The organism is Bacillus xiamenensis, assembly GCF_001857925.1.
Taxonomy (GTDB): Bacteria; Bacillota; Bacilli; order Bacillales; family Bacillaceae; genus Bacillus; species Bacillus xiamenensis.
This window is the reverse complement of record NZ_CP017786.1, coordinates 1,977,611-1,998,066: the sequence shown is the minus strand read 5'-3', so window position 1 is coordinate 1,998,066 and position 20,456 is coordinate 1,977,611. Positions and strand designations below refer to the sequence as shown.

The window sequence follows — 20,456 nt, the reverse complement described above, 5'->3', positions numbered from 1 at the left end:
GCAAACGGAACCACATATCCCGTCTGCCACAATCACTTATTTATTCCAGTCTGCTAAAAATTGCTCAATGCCTGCATCCGTTAATGGGTGTTTTGTCAACTGCTTGATGACTTTCAGCGGCATTGTACCGATATGAGCGCCTCTAAGTGCAGCTTCTGTCACATGCTGCGGGTGACGAATGGATGCAGCAATGATTTGTGTATCTAATCCATGAACATCAAAAATGGTTTTCACTTCACTGATGAGATCAAGACCGTTGTGGCCAATGTCATCTAAACGACCAAGGAATGGAGAAACATATGTCGCACCAGCTCTAGCTGCAAGAAGTGCCTGATTTGAATTAAAAATCAGCGTGACATTTGTTTTGATACCAAGGTCTGTTAATGCTTTGACAGCTTTAAGACCATCTGTAGTCATTGGAATTTTGACAGTGATATTTGGTGCGATAGCAGCAAGCTCTTTTCCTTCTTCAATCATTTCTTCTGCTTTTAGGGAAATGACTTCCGCACTGACAGAACCTGACACTACGTCAGTGATTTCGCGAAGGCGATCGTGGAATGATACGTCCTTTTCTTTCGCTACTAAACTAGGGTTTGTTGTAACACCTGCTAAAATGCCAAGCTCGTGTGCCTCTTTAATGTCTGCGATATTCGCTGTATCTACGAAAAATAACATAACTGTGCCACTCTCCTATCAATAAATTGTCTGAAATGTAAATTTGATTGCGCTTTCTCAAGATATGGAGAAAACCGCCTGTGAGTCAGGCGGCTTTCGGTTCTCATCAAATTATGCTTGGTTAGAAGAACCAAATTCGCGCATTTTGCCGATAACAGTTGCTTTAATTGCGTCACGAGCTGGTCCAAGATATTTACGTGGATCATACTCTTCTGTTTTCGCAGCAAGTGTTTCGCGAACTGCTTTTGCAGAAGCAATTTGGTTTTCAGTGTTTACATTGATTTTTGCTGTACCAAGTGAAATCGCACGCTTGATGTCAGCAGTTGGGATACCTGTTCCGCCGTGAAGAACAAGTGGAAGACCTGTCGCTTTTCCGATCTCTTCCATTTCAGCAAAACCAAGGTTTGGTTCACCTTTGTATGGACCATGAACAGAACCTAGTGCAGGTGCAAGGCAGTCAATACCCGTACGTTCTACAAGCTCTAGGCACTCTTTTGGATCAGCATAAATAACGCCCTCAGCGATGACGTCGTCTTCTTGTCCACCAACAGTTCCAAGTTCAGCTTCTACAGATACACCGTGGAAATGTGCAAGCTCAACTACTTTTGCAGTTGTTGCTACATTCTCCTCAAATGGATGGTGAGAAGCATCAATCATAACAGAAGTAAATCCTGCATGAATCGCTTTTGCACAAGATTCAAAGCTTGAACCGTGATCTAAGTGAATCGCAACAGGAACTGTCACATTATATTCTTCGATTAACGCTTTTACCATTGCGACAACTGTTTTGAAGCCGCCCATGTAGCGTCCTGCTCCTTCAGATACTCCTAAGATAACTGGAGATTTCTCTTCTTCAGCAGCTTGTAAAATCGCTTGCGTGAATTCTAAGTTATTTAAGTTAAACTGTCCAACAGCGTAACCTTTTTCCTTTGCGTCTTTCAACATTTCTGTCATTGAAACTAAAGGCATGATGAAAAATCCTCCCTATGTAGCTAATTTGCTTACTAAAAAAAGCTCTCCACCCTAGCATGACCAGAATTTCTCGCCATATGTAAACTTTCAAAGTCAGATCGCTTTCTTCTTATCTAGAATACCAATTATTCGACAAATCGGCAACAGAATGACTCGATTCAATCATTTCCATCTAGCCGTTTGTTTCAAGCGGCAAGTATTCTTTGACTGCATCACGGATTTCATCAATATCAAATGGTTTAGCGAAGTGCGTCAAGGCACCGAGTTCTTTAGATTCTTGAATCATATCTAGCTCGCCATAGGCTGTCATAATGATGACGCGGATGTCTTCATCAATTAATTTCATCCGTTTTAAAATCTCAATTCCATCCATTCCGGGAATCTTCATATCCAGCAGGACAAGGTTGGGTCTATGATTCTTCACAATATCTAATGCCTGTAGCCCGTTGGCGGCTTGGAAGGTTTGATAGCCTTCTTTATGAAACACTTCATTCAATAAGATTCTAATACCGTACTGATCATCGACAATTAAAATTTTCTCATTCATCTGTTACACCCCATTGCTTTCATTTTTCGCCATAAAAAGAGCTGTTGTTAAATAATTCTGTTTGATTTTCACATTTCCTTTATTTATAATAGTTTACTTTACGACATTTTCTGAGCATTTTTCCTAATATTCTCTTTATATTCTATTATAAAATGATCTGACCGAAGGAGGAAATGAGTCTTGTTAAAAATTTTTACTACCCAATTATCAGGTATTTTTTCACGTATTGGAGATAAACAGGCAGAAGCGATTGAAGATGGGGCACGCCTTCTTGCTCAGGCTGTCGTTAGTGGCCATGCTGTCTATTTTCATGGAAAGAATGAATTGGCCGCTGTCGCCCTTGAGGCATCCGAAAGCAACGAGCCTTTTCCATGTGCAAAAGTGTTGCCTCTCGATCAAAAGGAACGCAGCTTACTTCACCCAAGTGACAGGGTGCTGCTTTTTTATTCAAATCCAGAAGATCAGGAGATTCAATCTCTTGTCAAAGAGCTGCATGCGCAAGGTACACCTATTGTCGGTGTCGGTCCAGCACAAAAGGAACCGTCATTGATTGAAGAACATTGTGATGTCCACATTGATTTCCAGCTCAAAAAACCACTAGTGCCTGCTGAGGATGGAACAAGATTCGGCTATCCTGCATTGATGACCTGCTTATATGTCTATCATGCTCTATCGTTTACTGTGAAAGAAATCGTAGAAGAATATGAATAAAAAAACTGCCGAGAATATCATCTTCTCGGCAGTTTTTTGTTTTATTTTGATTCAGATGCTTGCAGTGAAGCACCAACGAAATCTCTAAATAATGGCTGTGGTCTTGTCGGTCTTGAAATGAATTCTGGGTGGAACTGAGAAGCAAGGAACCAAGGGTGATCCTTCAGCTCAATGATCTCAACAAGGCGTCCGTCTGGGCTCGTACCAGAGAAGACAAAGCCTGCAGCTTCCATTTGCTGTCTGAATTCATTATTAAATTCATAGCGATGACGGTGACGTTCATAAACCACTTCGTCATTGTATGCAGCATACGCTTTCGAATCTTCATTTAATTTACATGGGTACAGGCCAAGGCGAAGTGTTCCGCCTAAGTCATCTATATCCTTTTGTTCTGGAAGAAGGTCGATGATTGGGAATGCTGTTTCCGGGTCAATTTCAGCGGAATGTGCTCCCTCAAGGCCTAGTACGTTTCGCGCATATTCGATAGATGCGACTTGCATGCCTAAGCAAATGCCGAAGAATGGCACTTTGTTTTCACGGGCATATTGTGTTGCAATGATTTTCCCTTCCACTCCGCGGTCTCCGAAGCCTCCAGGGACGATAATGCCGTCTACATCTTGAGCGAAATCAGCTATATTCTCTGCTGTGACTTCTTCTGCGTTAATCCATTTGATTTGCACATCCGCATCAAATGCATAGCCAGCATGACGAAGTGATTCGACGACAGAAATGTATGCATCTTGCAGCTCAACATATTTCCCTACAAGTCCAATTGTGACTTGCTTTGAAAGGTTTTGCACTTTGTCAACAAGCGCCTTCCATTCCGTCATGTCCGCATCTTGGCAGTCAAGCTTCATGTGTTCACATACAAGCTTGTCTAAACCTTGTTTTTGTAAATCAAGCGGAATGGAGTAAAGTGTGTCTGCATCTTGGCATTCGATCACAGCTTTTGTATCAATATCACAGAATAAAGCAATTTTGTCCTTCATATCTTGTGTCATTGGCATTTCTGTTCTGACCACAATGACGTTCGGCTGAATACCGAGGCTGCGAAGTTCTTTGACACTATGCTGTGTTGGTTTTGTTTTCAGTTCGCCTGCTGCACGGATGTAAGGAACAAGGGTACAATGAATGTACATCACGTTTTCACGGCCAATGTCACTCTTCATTTGACGAATGGCTTCAAGGAATGGAAGAGATTCTATATCTCCAACTGTTCCACCGATTTCTGTAATGACAACATCTGCACCCGTTTCTTTCCCTGCACGGTACACACGGTCTTTGATTTCATTTGTAATGTGGGGAATGACCTGTACTGTTCCGCCTAAATAGTCGCCGCGGCGCTCTTTTTTCAGGACGGTAGAGTAGATTTTACCCGTCGTTACGTTGCTGTATTTATTCAAGTTAATATCAATGAAACGCTCGTAGTGACCTAAGTCAAGGTCTGTTTCAGCACCGTCATCTGTGACAAATACCTCACCGTGCTGATATGGACTCATCGTCCCTGGGTCTACGTTGATATATGGATCAAATTTTTGAATGGTGACATCCATCCCTCTGTTTTTCAGAAGGCGGCCTAACGATGCAGCCGTGATCCCTTTTCCAAGTGAGGAAACAACTCCTCCTGTTACAAAAATATACTTTGTCATTTCGTATGCTCCTCTCTTTTTTACCCTTGCATGACTAGACATGCACAGCTTCATCCTTTTAGAGTGTATCCCTAAATCTCTTGAAAAATAAGAAAGCTCCCTTTCAAATAAATGAAAGGGAGCGTAAATGAACGTATCTTTACGTACTCTTTTTTAGAGAGCCCAAAATACATACTACATAGTTCGCTCTGGAAAGTCAAGACGGTTTTGTCCTGTTTTGAGAACCGGTTTGTGAGGGTTATTTTTCTTCCTCATCATCGGCTAAATCGCCTTCGTCAATTTCCGTTAAGCCGTCGTCATCTTCATCATCATCTTCGTCGAAGTCTTCTAGATCTTCATCAATTTCCTCATCATCTAAGTCAAGAACATCGTCGTCTTCAACAAGTTCAAGATCTTCTTCAAGATCTTCGATTTCTTCTTCTTCAATATCATCGAAGTCTTCTTCAACGACAGCTGCTTTTGTTTTTTTCTTTTTCGCTTTTGTTTTCACAACTGGCTGAACTTCTTCTTCGATTTGATCAACTGGATACCAGCTGCGAAGTCCCCATCTCTGATCACCTAACGAAATAAAGCGGCCATCTATATTTAAATCTGTATAAAATTGGGCAAGTCGATCATCCAGATCAGATTTTTGTATCCCTTGCAAACGGACAATTTCATCTATTAACTCGGAAAACGTAACCGGCTTTTTGCTGTCTCTGAAAATTTCATAAGCAAGTTCAACTAAAGACATTTGTTTGAGCTGTTCCTGTGAGTATTCTTTCAAACTCAAGGTCAGACACTCCCTTTCTATTACATGTATGTATCCATTTATCAGTGAAATAATAAGTATTTATACCTTATTTTTACGACAAACCATACCTCTCATTATAAACAAATTAGGGGAGTTTATGCCACCTTTATTGATGTTAATTTTTGATTTTTTCATATGATGAGCGTTAAAATCCAGTCATTTGCGTTAAATTGGCCTGATTCCTGATTTATGTAGTTTGAATAATATCCAGCATTTTAGAAATAAGCTAATTCCTGATATTTTCTGCAAAATTCAAAACACTCTCATTAAGTTACATATTTACTAATTGAATTAATTTGTTATATATTTCTCAAACATTGAGCTTTGCTTTCATTATGTAATGTCTGTGAGACGATTGCCTCACTTATAATTATGGTTAAAAATGAAATGATGAAAACTTTATAGCTATACACTTTTATTTATCTTAATCTAAAGTTTCTGAAATAATGAAATGACTACAGCTATGGTCAATACAATTCCTGCAAACATGAATACAATTAATTTTCTACGACTGTTTTCTTTTTGATCATTGTCCTTTTTTGAATTCTTAGAAAGTTCTGCGGAAACCAGAATCCATATAACCATGGTTACGATTCCTAAGGTGGTAGTAGTGGTCATAAGAACCTCCAAATATTTATATTTCTTCAATTTTAACACAATCCCACGATAAGATGGATCGATACTGGAAATTATCTTAAATTCAGGAAAAAACGATTATTACCTTTTGTGCAGATTTAGTTAATCCTTTATTTAGTGTCTAATGCTTCAGTAGGTTTGTTGCCAGTTCATATGAATCAATACTCTCTACATCATCGGTGACAGATCACTCTTAAGTTAAAGATACAATCCTTTTTCACCCTAAAAAACCTTTAGATTTTGCTACTGTTTTAAAATTTCAAAACTAATTGAACCGTAACAAGCAAAGACCACCTCACATCAGGTGGTCTTTGCTTGTTGTCTACATATCTAGCAGTTTCCTTGAGATGACCAGCCGCTGAATTTCTTGTGTGCCTTCATAGATTTGCGTGATTTTCGCATCACGCATGTATCGTTCAACTGGGTAATCCTTTGTATAGCCGTATCCGCCGAAGATTTGTACGGCTTCTGTCGTCACCTTCATGGCTGTATCACCGGCAAAGAGCTTGGACATGGCTGATTCTTTTCCATACGGAAGCCCTTTCGTTTCAAGCCATGCAGCCTGATAGGTGAGCAGTCTTGATGCCTCAATCGCTGTTGCCATATCGGCTAGCTTAAAAGCAATTCCTTGCTGCTGAATGATTGGTTTGCCAAATTGCTTGCGCTCTTTTGCATAATTAACTGCCGCATCTAGAGCACCTTGTGCAATTCCAACCGCCTGAGCGGCAATGCCGTTTCTGCCGCCGTCGAGCGTCATCATTGCGATTTTAAACCCTTCTCCTTCTTGACCGAGCCGATTTTTGTCGGGAATACGACAGTCTTCAAAGATCATTTCTGTCGTTGGCGATGAGCGTATGCCCAGTTTGCTTTCTTTTTTGCCTATTGAGAAGCCTGGCGTCTCTTTTTCTACAATAAAGGCGGTTGTATTGCGGGATGAAGCATCTTGGTCAGTGACAGCAAACACAATATAAACATCCGCAATGCCTCCATTTGTAATAAAAATTTTCGCTCCATTTAAGACGTATTCATTGCCCGCTTTTACTGCTGTTGTCTTCATTCCGCCGGCATCTGAGCCTGATCCATTTTCAGTTAAGGCGTAAGCCCCTATCTTTCGGCCCTCTGCAAGCGGCTTTAAATACGTCTCCTTTTGCTCATCTGTCCCAAATGTATAGATTGGCCATGAGGCGAGTGATGTGTGGGCAGACAGGGTGACGCCTGTTGAGGCGCACACTCGTGAGAGCTCCTCAACCGCTATGACATAGGCCAAATAATCACTGCCAATCCCCCCATTTTCTTCTGGCCAAGGGATTCCCGTTAAACCAAGCTCCGCCATTTGGCGAAAAATAGCGGGATCATAGATTTCTTTTTCATCTCGCTCCGCTGCTGTTGGCTCCACTTCATTTTTCGCAAAATCTCTCACCATTTTTTGTATCATTTCATGTTCGTCACTTAATTGGAACTGCATCATGAGCCACCTCATTTCATATTAGCTGTTTGCAAATAACCAGCCTTTGAATTTCACTAGTTCCTTCATAGATTTCACAAATTTTCGCGTCACGAAAGTAGCGCTCTGCGTTGTATCGATTGGTATAACCGTCCATGCCAAGTAAATGGATGGCTTCTGTACTGATCTCAACGGCCGTTTTAGAGGCAAATAATTTTGCCATCGACGCTTCCTTTGTGACAGGACGATTGACCTCTTTAAAAGAAGCCGCTTGATAGACGAGAAGTTTTGCCGCTTCAAGCTTTGTTCCCAGATCGCCTAGCCGAATGGTTGTTTCAAGGCCGGCTGGATGCTGCTTTAAATACGTCACCGCCTCAGCTAATGCGGCTTCTGCAATGCCAAGGCTTTGAGCCGCGATGCCAATTCTCCCTGCATTTAAGCTAGACATGGCAATCCGAAAGCCTTCTCCTTCTGCACCGAGCAGCTGCTTTTTTGGAATTCGCACACCGTCAAAATGAAGCGTGACTGTTTTTGATCCATGCAGGCCCATCTTCTTCTCATCTTTTCCGATCGTAAATCCTTGGGTATTTTTTTCGACAATAAACGCCGATATATTCTTTTTAGCAGATGCGGGGTCTGTCACGGCAAATACAAGATACACTTCCGCTTCCCCGCCGCTTGTGATAAAAATTTTCGTTCCATTTAACACATAGTGGTCGTCTACCCGCTCTGCTCTCAGCTGAATACTAGAGGCATCTGATCCTGCCTTCGGTTCAGTTAGACAAAAGGCGCCCAGCTTCTGCCCGGACGCAAGCAGCGGTACGTAGGATTCTTTTTGTTCAGTCGTTCCAAACGCCAAAATAGGCATCGTCACAACGGAGGTATGAACGGACACAATAACACCAATGGTGGCGCTCACTTTCGATAGTTCATGAATCGCCATGATATATGTTGTAAAATCTGCCCCTACTCCTTGATACGTAGCTGGGATTGGAATGCCTAAAAAGCCTTGCCGTCCCATCTCATTTAAAAGTGTTCTCGGGAACACGCCCTGTTCCATCGCTTCTACTTCAGGGAATACATGCTGGCGTGCAAACGCGGCTACCTGTTCTTTCCAAAGACGTTGTTTTTCTGTCAGCAACACATCCATCTTGACTCCCCCTATGAGTGGTCGTGGTAAGTGTAAAAACCTCTCTTTGTCTTTTTGCCCAGCCAGCCTGCGTTCACGTATTTTTTCAAAAGAGGACAAGGTCGATATTTGCTATCTCCAAGACCCTCGTGAAGGGTATTCATAATAAATAAACAGGTATCCAGTCCAATGAGATCGGCAAGACGAAGCGGACCCATCGGATGGTTCATCCCAAGCGTCATGATGCCGTCAATGCTTTCTGCATCTGCCACACCTTCATAAAGGGTGTAAATGGCTTCATTGATCATCGGCATCAAAATGCGATTTGACACAAACCCAGGGAAGTCTTCCACTTCAATAGGGGTTTTATCTAATGCCTTCGCTGTTTCAAAAACGACTTGATACGTGGCGTCATTCGTTTGCAGTGCACGTATGATTTCAACCAGCTTCATCACTGGAACTGGATTCATGAAATGCATCCCAATCACTTTCTCCGGTCTTTTCGTCACGGCTGCTAATTCTGTGATCGACAAGGAAGACGTATTTGTCGCAAATATCGTCTGATCTGGTGCAAATTGATCGAGGGTTTCAAAGATTTGTTTTTTGACACTCATTTGTTCAGATGCCGCTTCAATCACTAAATGTGCCTGCTGTACGTCCTTTAGATCCGTTGAGACGGCAAGCCGCTGCGTAATATCACGGACTGCCTGATGTGCCAGCTTTCCTTTTTCTGCTCGTTTCGTCAGCTGTTTGGTCATAGAGGAAATGGCTCTATGAACATGCTCTTCTGCTGTATCATGGAGTAGGACTGTGTAGCCTGACTGCGCAAATACTTGGGCAATGCCTGAACCCATTTGACCAGCCCCAACGACCATGACGGTCTCTTCTGTACTCATGACAATGAACGCCTCCTTTTTAATCCACCTTGATCATGATGGCATCTCCTTGACCGCCGCCGCTGCAAATCGCAGCAATGCCAATGCCGCCCCCTCTTTGTCTGAGTGCATGAATCAAGGTTAGTATGATACGTGTTCCGCTTGCCCCAATCGGGTGACCAAGGGCGACGGCCCCTCCGTTCACATTCATTTTCCGCCGGTCCAGCCCGAGGGTTTTTTCGCATGCCAATGCCACCGCTGAAAAGGCCTCATTGATTTCAAACAAATCGATATCCTCCACCCGTTTGCCTGTTTTCTTTAAAAGCTTTTCGATGGCAAAGGCTGGTGTTTTCGGAAAGTCCTTTGCCTCTGTTGCTACCTGCGCATGCCCAAGCACCGCCGCCAGCGGTTTTTCGCCTTGCTGCATGGCATAGGTGTCTTTCATTAATAGGAGCGCACTTGCTCCGTCATTGACACCCGGTGCGTTTCCGGCAGTGATTGTACCAGTCTGGTCGAAAACGGGCAGGAGTTTTGATAATCGTTCATATGACGTATCACGCCGCGGAGATTCATCTTCTGTGATCAGCTGTTCTCCTTTTTTCGTCTTGACGGTGACTGGAGTGATTTCATTTTGAAAAAAGCCGCTTTTTTGAGCCTCAACTGCTCGTTCATGGCTTCTTAACGCCCAGAGATCTTGCTCCTCTCGTGTAATACCGAGCTCTTTTGCCGCCATACTGCCGTATTCGCCCATATGGACTCCTGTAAATGAACAGGTAAGCCCATCTAAAATCATCGCATCTTGCACTGCGCCATCTCCCATCTTGTAGCCCCAGCGTGCTTTTTTTAGAAGATAGGGAGCTTGAGACATAGATTCCATTCCGCCAGCGATGATGACGTTGGCATCTCCTGCTCGAATCATCTGATCAGCTGTGCTGACGCTACGCATTCCTGAAGCACAGACTTTGTTAATGGTTTGCGCCGGAACCGACCATGGGAGATCAGCATATCTAGCTGCTTGCCTTGAAGGGATTTGACCTTGTCCTCCTTGAAGTACGTTTCCCATGATGACCTCATCCACTTCATGAGAGCCTAAGGCACCTTCCAGCGCAGCCTTGATTGTGATTCCACCTAATTCGGCGGCAGTCAGTTCACTTAAAAGCCCGCCCAGTTTTCCAAATGGTGTTCTCGCTCCAGAAACAATGACCGTCTTACTCATGTCTTTCCCCTCCTTTTTGTTACCGCTTACATATCTATTAGACAGCTGATGAAGCATTTCCATACTTAGGCCAATGAACAGCATATTCATCGGCCTGACATGTTTACGAGGCCTGGGTTCTGGTCTCGCCAAACACTGATTTTTCAAGAAGTTCTGCGACATCAAAAGTACCTACTTGCTCCTCTACTTCCTTCGCTTTCGTCCCATCTCCAAGCATGGTTAAACAATAAGGACATCCTGAGCTGATGATAGACGGCTGCACCTGTAGGGCCTGCTCCGTCCGCGCAACGTTAATTCGATTACCTGTCTCTTCTTCCATCCACATTAAGCCGCCGCCAGCACCGCAGCACATCCCGGATTCACGATTTCGTTCCATTTCTTTCAGTGTCACACCAGGAATGGCTTTTAAAATATCTCTTGGCGGATCATATACCTCGTTATATCTGCCTAAGTAGCAAGAATCGTGGAAGGTGATGACCTCGTTCACTTCATGAATAGGCGTTAATTTCCCTTCTTTCACTAGCTCTGCCAGCAATTCTGTATGATGGTACACCTCTGCTTCTAGCCCGAAGTCTGGGTATTCATTTTTAAATAAATTGTAAGCATGCGGATCAATCGTAACGATTTTGGTCACACCATTTTTCTGGAATTCTTCAATGTTTTTGGCAGCAAGTTCTTGGAACAAAAATTCATTCCCGAGTCTTCTAGGTGTATCGCCAGAGTTTTTCTCTTTATTGCCTAAGATGGCAAAAGATACCCCTGCTTCATTGAGCAGTTTTGCAAACGCCAGAGCAATCTTTTGGCTTCGATTGTCATATGCCCCCATTGATCCAACCCAGAATAAATACTCAAAGGACTGATCTTCCTTTTTCAGCTCTTTCACTGTCGGGACATGTACATCTTCTCTTAGGTCACGCCAGTTTTCTCTTTCCTTTCGATTCAATCCCCACGGGTTGCCCTGGCGCTCAATGCTTGTCATGGCACGCTGGGCATCTGTGTCCATTTTCCCTTCTGTCAGCACAAGGTATCTGCGCATATCAATAATTTTGTCGACGTGTTCATTCATGACAGGACATTGATCTTCACAGTTTCGGCATGTCGTACATGCCCAGATTTCTTCTTCTGTAATGACCTCACCAATGAGAGAAGGATGATACATCGAACTGGCGGCTGATTCTTCCGCTCCTGCTCCTCTCGCCTGCATCGCCAGCTGATTCCCTGTTGTCTGGCTGAAGGCAAGGTGCGGGACCCAAGGTGTTTTGGATGTAATGGCAGCCCCTTTATTTGTTAAGTGATCTCTTAATCGTAAAATCAAATCCATTGGAGACAGCATTTTCCCTGTTCCTGTCGCCGGACACATATTCGTACAGCGTCCGCACTCGACGCAGGCATAAAGGTCAATCAGCTGAGATTGACGGAAATCTTCAATTTTTCCAACACCAAATGTCTCTTGTGTCTCATCTTCAAAATCAATTTTCTGGAGCTTGCCAGGCGGGTCCAATCTGCTGACAAATACATTCACCGGGCCAGCAATTAGATGGGCGTGCTTAGACTGCGGGACATACACTAAAAACGTCAATAAAATGAGAAGGTGTACCCACCATGCGACATAAAAAACGATTGTTGCCGCAAGTGGTGAAAGCCAGCCAAGCAAGAAGGCAATACCGGAAGCAATTGGCTCTGTTGCCGATAGTGAGTGTCCATGCCAAATGATGTTCATGCCGTTTCCTAGTAATACAGTCAGCATCAAGCCGCCAATAAATAGCAGCACAAGCCCTGATTTAAAGCCCCTTTTTAAACGAACCAGCTTCTCTACGTATCGTCTATGGAATGCCCAAACAACCGCTACTAAAATGAGAAGTGTGACGATCTCTTGGAAGAATGTAAAGACGCCGTACAGTGGACCTAATGGCAGCCCGCTGTCTGGAACAAGTCCCTTCAGAATAAAGTCAAGGGCTCCGAACTGTACCAAAATAAACCCATAGAAAAACAGCACATGAATGATGCCGCTCTTCTTGTCCTTTAACAGCTTTTTTTGCCCAAATACATTCACCCAAACACGCTCTAACCGTTTCTTCATATCTTGTTGAAACGCTTCTTGTTTGCCAAGACGAATATACGCCGCTCGTGTTCGAATGAGATAAATAAACAAATACACAGCGTAAGCGGTCACTGCCGCAAATGCAATCAAGTTCACAATTAAAAGGCTATTCATCTTGTTGCTCCCCCTTTCATTCCCCAAAACCCACTTTGTACCGTTTCCATGTTGTACCTCTATCATAAATAATGAATGAGTATTCAGTCAATATTTTTTGCCCATTTGGGTACACTATTGAAATATGCAAAAAAGGAGGAACCTTCATGACCGCATGGATCATTCTACTCGTAATCATTGTCATCGTTCTGCTCGTCAGTCTAGACCTCTATATGGGCAAAAAGTATTTTTCTACCCATGCTTTCGAACGATCTTTTGACCAAACAAGCGGCGATGCAACCTTTTATCATGATGGCGAACCACTTTTCGATCAACTGCTCACAGATATACAGCAGGCCTCTTCTTCTATTCATATGATGTTCTTTATTGTAAAGAACGACAAGATTGGGCAAAGGGTTTTACAAGCACTTAAAGCGAAGGCAGAGCAAGGTGTTTCAGTTTTTTTGCTCACTGACCGATTAGGCTCCTATCCATTTGATCAAACATCTATTCAGATGCTAGAAAAAAGCGGCATTCGATTTTACTTTTTAAATAAACCACGTTTTCCTTTTTTCATTTATCGTTTAAACATGAGAAATCACCGGAAGATCACGGTGATAGATGGGAAGATCGGCTACATTGGCGGGTTTAATATTGGCGATGAATATGTAGGGAAAAACGGCAGATTTGGCATTTGGAAGGACTATCACCTGCGTATGACAGGACAGGTTGTGGCAGACCTGCAGCATGTGTTCCTTAATGATTTGTACCGTTCCTCTGGTATTCAGCAGCTGCAATACGAGGTTTTTCCCGCATTAGAACCGGGAACATTACAATGCACAACACGTGCGACGGCTGGTTTTTCTTTAGAAGCCTTATTTCTTCATGATATTCAACAGGCGAAACAGCACATCACCATCTGTACGCCTTATTTTATTCCATCAGCCCCTCTTCTCACTGCCCTGCTTGAGGCACGGAAGCGAGGCGTCACTGTCGACATCATCCTCCCAATGAAGGCGGATCATCCTCTTGTGAAGGAAGCTGGATTTCATTATTTAAAGGATCTGATCGCCGCTGGCTGTGTTGTGTATCGTTTTTATAAAGGGTTTTATCATGCGAAAGCCATTCTCATAGATCATAGCCGCTGTATGATCAGTACGGCGAATTTTGATAAACGAAGTTTGTTTTTCAACGAAGAAGTAGATGTGGCCATTGATGACCCCGCCTTCACCGCACATGTAGAGGAAAAAATCCGTGAACATATGGCAGTTTCCGAACGGCTGACAGAAGAAGAATATAAAAAGCGTCCGCTTCTCATGCGTCCAATTGAGTGGATCGGTGCCCTATTCTCGTATTTTTTATAAAGGAGATGACATATGCGTTATCGATTTGGTTATGTATCCAATGCCGTCACCTTATGGGAAGCTTCTCCTGCCAAGTCGCTGACCTTTGCAAGATACAGCAAGCTTTCAAATGAAGAAAGGAAAGAAGCTTTATGGCGAACGACGAAGGCCAATCTCGTCAATACGTTAAGAACGCTCTATTTTGCGATTGCCCATGATATTCCGCTTTACCGCTTTTCAAGCTCGATTGTCCCACTCGCCACCCATCCTGAGGTGCGTTGGGACTTTGTGACACCCTTTCGCAAAGAATTTCTTGAAATTGGCCAATTGGTGAAACGCCACGGGTTACGAGTGAGTTTTCACCCCAATCAATTTACCTTGTTCACAAGCCCAAAACCCTCGATTACAGAGAATGCGGTGATTGATATGACCTATCATTATGACATGCTTGAGGCCATGAAGCTTGAAAAGGAAGGCTATATGAATATTCATGTGGGCGGTGCTTACGGCGATAAGGAATCGGCTTTACAGCGTTTTGATGAAAATATTAAACAGCTGCCGGCACATATCAAGGCGAGGATGACGCTTGAAAATGATGACAAAACATACACGTCGTTAGAAACGCTCGGTGTATGCGAAAAGCACGGCATACCGTTTGTGTTCGATTACCATCATCACATCGCAAACAAAGATGATGATGCGGCACTTGATGACATCCTGCCAAGAATGTTTGACACGTGGGCAAACACTGGCATACCGCCTAAAATCCATTTATCCTCACCAAAATCAGAAAAAGCGATACGCAGCCATGCAGATGGTGTGGAGATGTCCTTTGTTTTACCGCTTTTTCAAGCATTAAAACCGTATGGGCGTCATGTGGATTTTATGATTGAAGCAAAGCGAAAGGATCAGGCCTTGCTCCGCCTTGTCGAAGAGCTGTCAGCAATTAGAGGCAATCAGCGGACGGGCGGAGGAACCATTGAGTGGAAATCGTAGTAACTGGTTTACCCCTGTGTCAACAGGGGTAACAAAGCTATTGTGAGAAAGTATTTAACAGGAGGATATGAGGATGTCTCAAATCTATTCAATCCGAATTGCTGCAAAAGCATTGAATTTACATAAGCTTATTTCTCTATACGAAAAGTGCCAGCACGCACATCATCGTTTATATGTATATTCTAAAAAAACAATGTGCAACATAAAGAACATCGTCGAGCTAGAAACCTTCAGGCTCACTCATTTAGAATCAGACTATTTAATTGTAGTACAGGGAAAAGAGGCACAAAACCTCCTTCAGCCATTTGAAAAAGAGAAGGTTTCGTAAAGCACCAGTGCCGCTCCCGATTGTTAACAAACGGCTAAAATGATCTTGATTTTAGCCCTTTGTCTCTTTTCAGCGTGAATTTCTTATATCCACGCTTCTGTCAGCCAAACCTCACCTGACGCTGCATTCATTTTTACTTGTGTCCCGATTGGCATGGTGAGCATCGGATGCGTATGGGCACAGTCAAAATCCGCAATGAGCGGCCTCTTTGTATCTCCCAGCACTTCAAGTAAAAGATCGTGCGGCCTTTTGCCCGTTCCTTCATCATCAAACAGCTCATGTTTCCCTAAAAGAATACCAGATACCCGTTCAAACACCCCATTTACCTTCAAAAGAGAGAAGTTTTTTTCGACAATCGAGGCGGTTTTCATACAATCTTCAATGAGAAGGATATCACCCTGTTGAACTTGAGGCATGAATTCACTTCCCCATATGCCGTACATGGCATTGAGGTTCCCGCCGATCAGTCTGCCTTCTGCCTGCCCTTCTATGACGCACAGCCAATCGTTTGGACGTTTTTCTTTGTCTCGTATTTTCTCTTCCCAGTTGATTCGTTCATCTGTCCAATAGGGCGGCTTTTTCACCTGATATGGAATGGACTGCGGATGAATGAGGATATCCTCGAAAGATTGATATGTATGATGGACAAATGGTTCAAACTCTCCAAAAGACGGAACAAGCGCCGGCCCGTAAAAAACAGGCAGTCCCGTTTTTTCATAAGCCGCTAAAAGAATGGCTGTCGCATCTGAATAGCCGATCATGATTTTCGGATGCTTATTTAGCAGCTCAAAATCAAGATAAGGCAGTAAACTATTCGAGTTCGTCCCGCCAATCATCGACATGATGCAGGACAAATCCTCTCTCGCCATCAGCGCATTCAGCTCAGCCGCTCGTTCTTGAATCGTCCCCGAACGATAGTGATCCTTTTTCCCTGTTAATGTTCCTGGTACCACAATGAATCCTTTTCGTTCAAGCCATTCCTTTGCCCGCTCATACCTAAGTGGCGAGGTAGCGGATGCTGGACTTGAGGGAGAATAAATACCGATCTTATCGCCCTTCTGTAAACGCCGAAGCCCCTTCATTCCATCAGATCCTTCCTACACGAGTTTTTACTATCCTAGCAAAAAAAGCCCTTTTTCAAAAAGACTTCGATTTAAAAATAAAGTGCACTTCAATATAACAGCTTAAACAGTCCAAATAGGATGAGAGCAAAACTGATGGCCAGCGTCGCAAATATCTTTTTTTTGCTCAGAGAACTGTCTATGACGTTTACTCCCATGTTGATGCCAAACAAAATCATTCCCACATAAAAAAAGACTGAGTTGAGTCCAGCTGGAATGATCAAAATAAATAAGCCAATGAGCGTCACATAGTGAATGCTTTTTATCGTGACTGTTTTTGCCTGTTCACTCAAACAACCCTCTCCTTTTGAATCCAATTACCTTTAAGCATATCAACATTCCATTTAAATGGAAAATGAAATGTTACCCTATCAAAATGAGCCCAGCTCGATAGCTGGACTCATTCAATGACTTTTTTCTAATGACTAAACTGCGCTTCATGCAGTCTGCTGTAGACACCGCCCATTTGGATGAGGTCTTGATGACGGCCTTGTTCTTGGATGCCTTCTTCTGTCACGACAATGATTCGGTCTGCGTGCTTAATTGTCGCAAGGCGGTGGGCAATGACAAGTGTCGTCCGGCCGACTGCCAGTTCGCTCAGTGCGTCTTGGATCGCTTTTTCTGTTTCTGTATCAAGTGCTGACGTCGCTTCATCTAAAATAAGAATGGAAGGGTTTTTCAGGAACATTCTCGCAATCGACAAGCGCTGCTTTTGACCTCCTGATAGTTTGACGCCGCGTTCGCCAATGACGGTATTTAATCCTTCTGGGAAACGCTGAACGAGTTCCTCTAAATGCGCGCGCCGAACGGCGTCCCAAATGTCTGCATCGCTCGCTTCTAAGTTGCCGTACGCAATGTTTTCACGAATGGTGCCTGAGAATAAAAAGACATCCTGCTGCACAATGCCGATCTGTTGTCTTAAGGAAGACAAGGTCATGTCTTTTGTGTTCACACCATCAATGGTGATTTCTCCAGCGTCCACATCATAAAAACGAGGCAGCAGACTGCAAATCGTCGATTTCCCCGCTCCTGAAGGCCCGACAAACGCAACGGTTTCCCCTTGTTTGATCTTCAAATTGATATCCTTTAATACATGGCTGTGCTCATCGTAGCCAAACGTCACATTTCGATATTCAATTTCACCTTTCAGTCCGTATACATCACGTGCTCCTTCTGTATCCTTTACATCCGGCTCTGTTTCAAGCAAATCAACATAACTTTTAAAACCAGCAATGCCTTTCGGATACATTTCAATCACCGTATTGATTTTATCAATCGGCCTGAACAAAACGTTTGTGATCAGAACAAAGGCGATAAATCCACCTGCCGTTAATTGGCCTTGGAGGACAAACCACGTACCTGCCAAAAGGACAAACAGCGTCACAAGACGTGTGAGAATATAGCTGATCGAACCGTTGACCGACATAATTTTATAGGAAAGAAGCTTCGCTTTCCGAAAGCGGTTGTTGTTTTCAGCAAAGCGTTTTTTCTCAAAATGTTCATTCGCAAAGGCTTGAACAAGACGAATACCGCCAATATTGTTTTCAACCCTTGCATGAAAATCTCCAATGTCATTATTCAGCTGTGTAATCGCCTGCGTCATTTTTTTATTAAAATGAAGCGCTAACCAGATGATGACAGGCATGATCAGGAAGGTTAATATGGCAAGTTGCCAGTTAATCATGAGCATGACGGCAAAGGCGCCAAGAATGGTCATAATCGCAATAAACAAGTCTTCTGGCCCATGATGCGCCACCTCCCCAATGTACATGAGGTCATTTGTCATCCGTGACATGAGTTTGCCTGTTTTGTTATTATCAAAAAATTTGAAGGACAGCCGCTGAAAATGATCAAACAGCTTTTTCCTCATATCTGTCTCAATATTAATGCCAAGCATGTGCCCCCAATACGACACGATAAATTGCATCACCGAGCTGAGTGCATAAATGACAAACAGCGCAAGGGCGGTCCAGCCAATGATCGTCCAGTTCCCTGTCGGCAGTAACGTATCAATGAAGTAATTCACGATGAGCGGAAAGCCCAGTTCCATGAGTCCAACAGCGACAGCGCAAAAGAAATCTAAAAAGAACAGACCGCGATAGGGCCTGTAATAGGCAAAAAAGCGTTTTAGCATATGTAAAAGAACCTCATTTCCTCTATAATTGATAATCATTTTCAATTATAGAGGAATCCTCATAGAAATACTAGATCAGGAAATGATTTCTTTCCCTAGAAATCCTTACAATACACCTGAGAACAATCGAGCAAACGATTCCTTCAACCGTTCCTTTAAACCTCTTTTATAAAAATGAACCGGCCCCATTTGCTCACATTCCTTCATATCTTCCTCATAGTGAGCCATCAATTGCTCGATTGGCTTCTTTGCTGCTGTAAAGACATTGACCTCAAAATTGAGCTGAAAGCTCCTCATATCCACATTTGCGGTACCGACAGAGGCAAGTTCTCCATCTGCAATCATGACCTTTTGATGCATGAAGCCTTTTTGATAGTGATACACCTTGATGCCTTCTTTCAAAAGCTCAGCAAAATAGGATCGAGTGGCGTATTGTGTGAGAAAGCCATCATTTGTCTCAGGCACCATCACACGCACATCCACCCCTCTTGTGGCAGCAATTTTTAATGCTGTGCGAATCGACTCATTTGGGACAAAATAAGGCGTCGCAATCCAGACAAATTGTGTCGCATTTGAAATGAGCGCATGATATAAATCACTCATACTTTCCTTCATATCAGGTCCAGTCGGCACAACCTGAATGACATCCTCACCTGTCACAGGATGCGGAGTATGATACTTCGGATCATCAATTAACACTTCATCTGATACATACTCCCAGTCCAGCATAAAAACGGAGTGAAGTGTCTGAACCGCTTCACCCTTTAACATCGCATGCGTGTCACGCCAGAAGCCGATGTTTTCATCCCGTCCTACATATTCTTTCCCGACATTTAATCCGCCGACAAATCCTGTTTCTCCATCAATGATCACGATTTTTCGGTGATTTCGAAAATTGAATTTTTGATTAAAGAATCCATATTTTAATGGCAGAAAAGGAGCGACCTTTACCCCCGCCTGCTTCAATCGTTTAATATCTTTTCGAGAGAAGCGAATGCTGCCAGCCGCATCATAGATGAAGCGAACCTCTACCCCTTCTTTCACCTTTTCAATAAAAATCTCCATCATCCGATGACCGAGAAAATCAGATTTGAACATGTAATATTCTATATGAATGAACGTTTTTGCCTTTTTTAGCTCTTCAAAAATACGGGGAAAGGTTTCCTCTCCATTCTTTAAAATGTCCATATCACTATTTGTATTCACATGCATCCCTGTCGCTTTTTCTGTGTAATGAAAAAAAGCACGCTGATGATCGGTTAAACGCGTCTCATCCGGCTTGCTCTCAAGCTCTGATATTCTGTGTAATTTTTCACGGTTATACATTCTCTTTGATTTAAACAAATGCCCTTTGACATAAAGCTGCCCTGAAAACAAATAAAACATATAGCCGATGATCGGGAAAAAAATCAGCACATATATCCATAACAGCGTATGCTGTGATGTCCGGTTCTCAAGCATGAGTGAGATGATACTAAATAAAATAATGGCGATATAACTAGCTGCATAAAGCTGAAAGCTCCACGCGGGCACTGGCCACCAAAACACCACATATGCCCCGAATATCATGAAATATAAAAATAAAAACTCCAGTCTCCTCTTTTTCACATTCTCCGCCCTCATTCGTTTCTGTCTTTTTCTCTTCCATACCCTTTGCACAGCTTGTCTGAAACGCACGGTCTGCTGCTTTCTT

General features: G+C 43.1%; 18 protein-coding genes. 4 read left to right on the top strand and 14 right to left on the bottom strand.

From position 1 onward, the window contains the following. Window positions 1-36: 36 nt before the first annotated feature. The 3 genes from fsa to BK049_RS10110 form a co-directional block, all read right to left on the bottom strand. Window positions 37-675 (bottom strand): fructose-6-phosphate aldolase, encoded by a 639-nt coding sequence (fsa, locus tag BK049_RS10120; protein ID WP_071168431.1) that lies wholly within the window; start codon window positions 673-675, stop codon window positions 37-39. A 111-nt stretch (window positions 676-786) separates the two neighbouring features. Then, the gene (locus tag BK049_RS10115; protein WP_008354982.1) at window positions 787-1,644 is read right to left on the bottom strand and encodes a class II fructose-bisphosphate aldolase; all 858 of its coding nucleotides are present in this window, start codon (window positions 1,642-1,644) and stop codon (window positions 787-789) included. A 175-nt stretch (window positions 1,645-1,819) separates the two neighbouring features. Beyond that, window positions 1,820-2,194: a response regulator gene (locus BK049_RS10110; protein WP_003214681.1), complete on the bottom strand. Its 375-nt coding sequence runs from the start codon at window positions 2,192-2,194 to the stop codon at window positions 1,820-1,822. Between the two features lie 180 nt (window positions 2,195-2,374). Between BK049_RS10110 and BK049_RS10105 the strand changes: the two genes are divergently transcribed. Continuing rightward, window positions 2,375-2,905: a DUF2529 domain-containing protein gene (locus BK049_RS10105; RefSeq protein ID WP_008354985.1), complete on the top strand. Its 531-nt coding sequence runs from the start codon at window positions 2,375-2,377 to the stop codon at window positions 2,903-2,905. Window positions 2,906-2,946: 41 nt separating this feature from the next. Here the strand turns inward: BK049_RS10105 and pyrG are convergent, their stop codons facing one another. The 7 genes from pyrG to BK049_RS10065 form a co-directional block, all read right to left on the bottom strand. Continuing rightward, a complete protein-coding gene (gene pyrG, locus BK049_RS10100) occupies window positions 2,947-4,554 on the bottom strand; it encodes a glutamine hydrolyzing CTP synthase (RefSeq protein ID WP_008354987.1) in 1,608 nt (535 codons plus the stop codon). Window positions 4,555-4,792: 238 nt separating this feature from the next. Beyond that, window positions 4,793-5,326 carry a DNA-directed RNA polymerase subunit delta gene (rpoE, locus tag BK049_RS10095; protein ID WP_008354989.1) on the bottom strand — a complete coding sequence of 178 codons (534 nt, stop codon included), beginning with the start codon at window positions 5,324-5,326 and terminating at the stop codon, window positions 4,793-4,795. A gap of 979 nt (window positions 5,327-6,305) precedes the next feature. Continuing rightward, a complete protein-coding gene (locus BK049_RS10085) occupies window positions 6,306-7,448 on the bottom strand; it encodes an acyl-CoA dehydrogenase (protein WP_008355002.1) in 1,143 nt (380 codons plus the stop codon). Window positions 7,449-7,464: 16 nt separating this feature from the next. After that, on the bottom strand, window positions 7,465-8,577 hold the full coding sequence (locus tag BK049_RS10080) for an acyl-CoA dehydrogenase family protein (RefSeq protein WP_071168429.1): 1,113 nt from the start codon (window positions 8,575-8,577) through the stop codon (window positions 7,465-7,467). 11 nt (window positions 8,578-8,588) lie between these two features. After that, entirely contained in the window at window positions 8,589-9,452 is an 864-nt protein-coding gene (locus tag BK049_RS10075) for a 3-hydroxybutyryl-CoA dehydrogenase (RefSeq protein WP_071168428.1), read from the bottom strand. Between the two features lie 19 nt (window positions 9,453-9,471). Further along, window positions 9,472-10,647: an acetyl-CoA C-acetyltransferase gene (locus tag BK049_RS10070; protein ID WP_071168427.1), complete on the bottom strand. Its 1,176-nt coding sequence runs from the start codon at window positions 10,645-10,647 to the stop codon at window positions 9,472-9,474. A 103-nt stretch (window positions 10,648-10,750) separates the two neighbouring features. Further along, window positions 10,751-12,862, bottom strand: coding sequence for a (Fe-S)-binding protein (locus BK049_RS10065; RefSeq protein WP_071168426.1), 2,112 nt, complete (start codon window positions 12,860-12,862; stop codon window positions 10,751-10,753). Between the two features lie 146 nt (window positions 12,863-13,008). On the opposite strand from BK049_RS10065, the gene cls (BK049_RS10060) reads away from it, so the two are divergent. The 3 genes from cls (BK049_RS10060) (at window position 13,009) to BK049_RS10050 (ending at window position 15,508) form a co-directional block, all read left to right on the top strand. Then, the gene (gene cls, locus BK049_RS10060) at window positions 13,009-14,205 is read left to right on the top strand and encodes a cardiolipin synthase (RefSeq protein WP_071168425.1); all 1,197 of its coding nucleotides are present in this window, start codon (window positions 13,009-13,011) and stop codon (window positions 14,203-14,205) included. 12 nt (window positions 14,206-14,217) lie between these two features. Further along, window positions 14,218-15,180 carry a UV DNA damage repair endonuclease UvsE gene (uvsE, locus tag BK049_RS10055; RefSeq protein ID WP_008355016.1) on the top strand — a complete coding sequence of 321 codons (963 nt, stop codon included), beginning with the start codon at window positions 14,218-14,220 and terminating at the stop codon, window positions 15,178-15,180. 73 nt (window positions 15,181-15,253) lie between these two features. Beyond that, window positions 15,254-15,508, top strand: coding sequence for a hypothetical protein (locus BK049_RS10050; RefSeq protein WP_008355018.1), 255 nt, complete (start codon window positions 15,254-15,256; stop codon window positions 15,506-15,508). Window positions 15,509-15,591: 83 nt separating this feature from the next. Here the strand turns inward: BK049_RS10050 and BK049_RS10045 are convergent, their stop codons facing one another. The 4 genes from BK049_RS10045 to cls (BK049_RS10030) form a co-directional block, all read right to left on the bottom strand. Then, window positions 15,592-16,590 (bottom strand): S66 family peptidase, encoded by a 999-nt coding sequence (locus tag BK049_RS10045; RefSeq protein ID WP_071168424.1) that lies wholly within the window; start codon window positions 16,588-16,590, stop codon window positions 15,592-15,594. Window positions 16,591-16,679: 89 nt separating this feature from the next. Then, window positions 16,680-16,922, bottom strand: a complete 243-nt coding sequence (locus BK049_RS10040; protein WP_008355022.1) for a hypothetical protein — start codon at window positions 16,920-16,922, stop codon at window positions 16,680-16,682. A 125-nt stretch (window positions 16,923-17,047) separates the two neighbouring features. Beyond that, entirely contained in the window at window positions 17,048-18,763 is a 1,716-nt protein-coding gene (locus BK049_RS10035; protein ID WP_008355024.1) for an ABC transporter ATP-binding protein, read from the bottom strand. A 105-nt stretch (window positions 18,764-18,868) separates the two neighbouring features. Beyond that, window positions 18,869-20,371, bottom strand: a complete 1,503-nt coding sequence (gene cls, locus BK049_RS10030; RefSeq protein ID WP_071169216.1) for a cardiolipin synthase — start codon at window positions 20,369-20,371, stop codon at window positions 18,869-18,871. Window positions 20,372-20,456 lie beyond the last annotated feature (85 nt).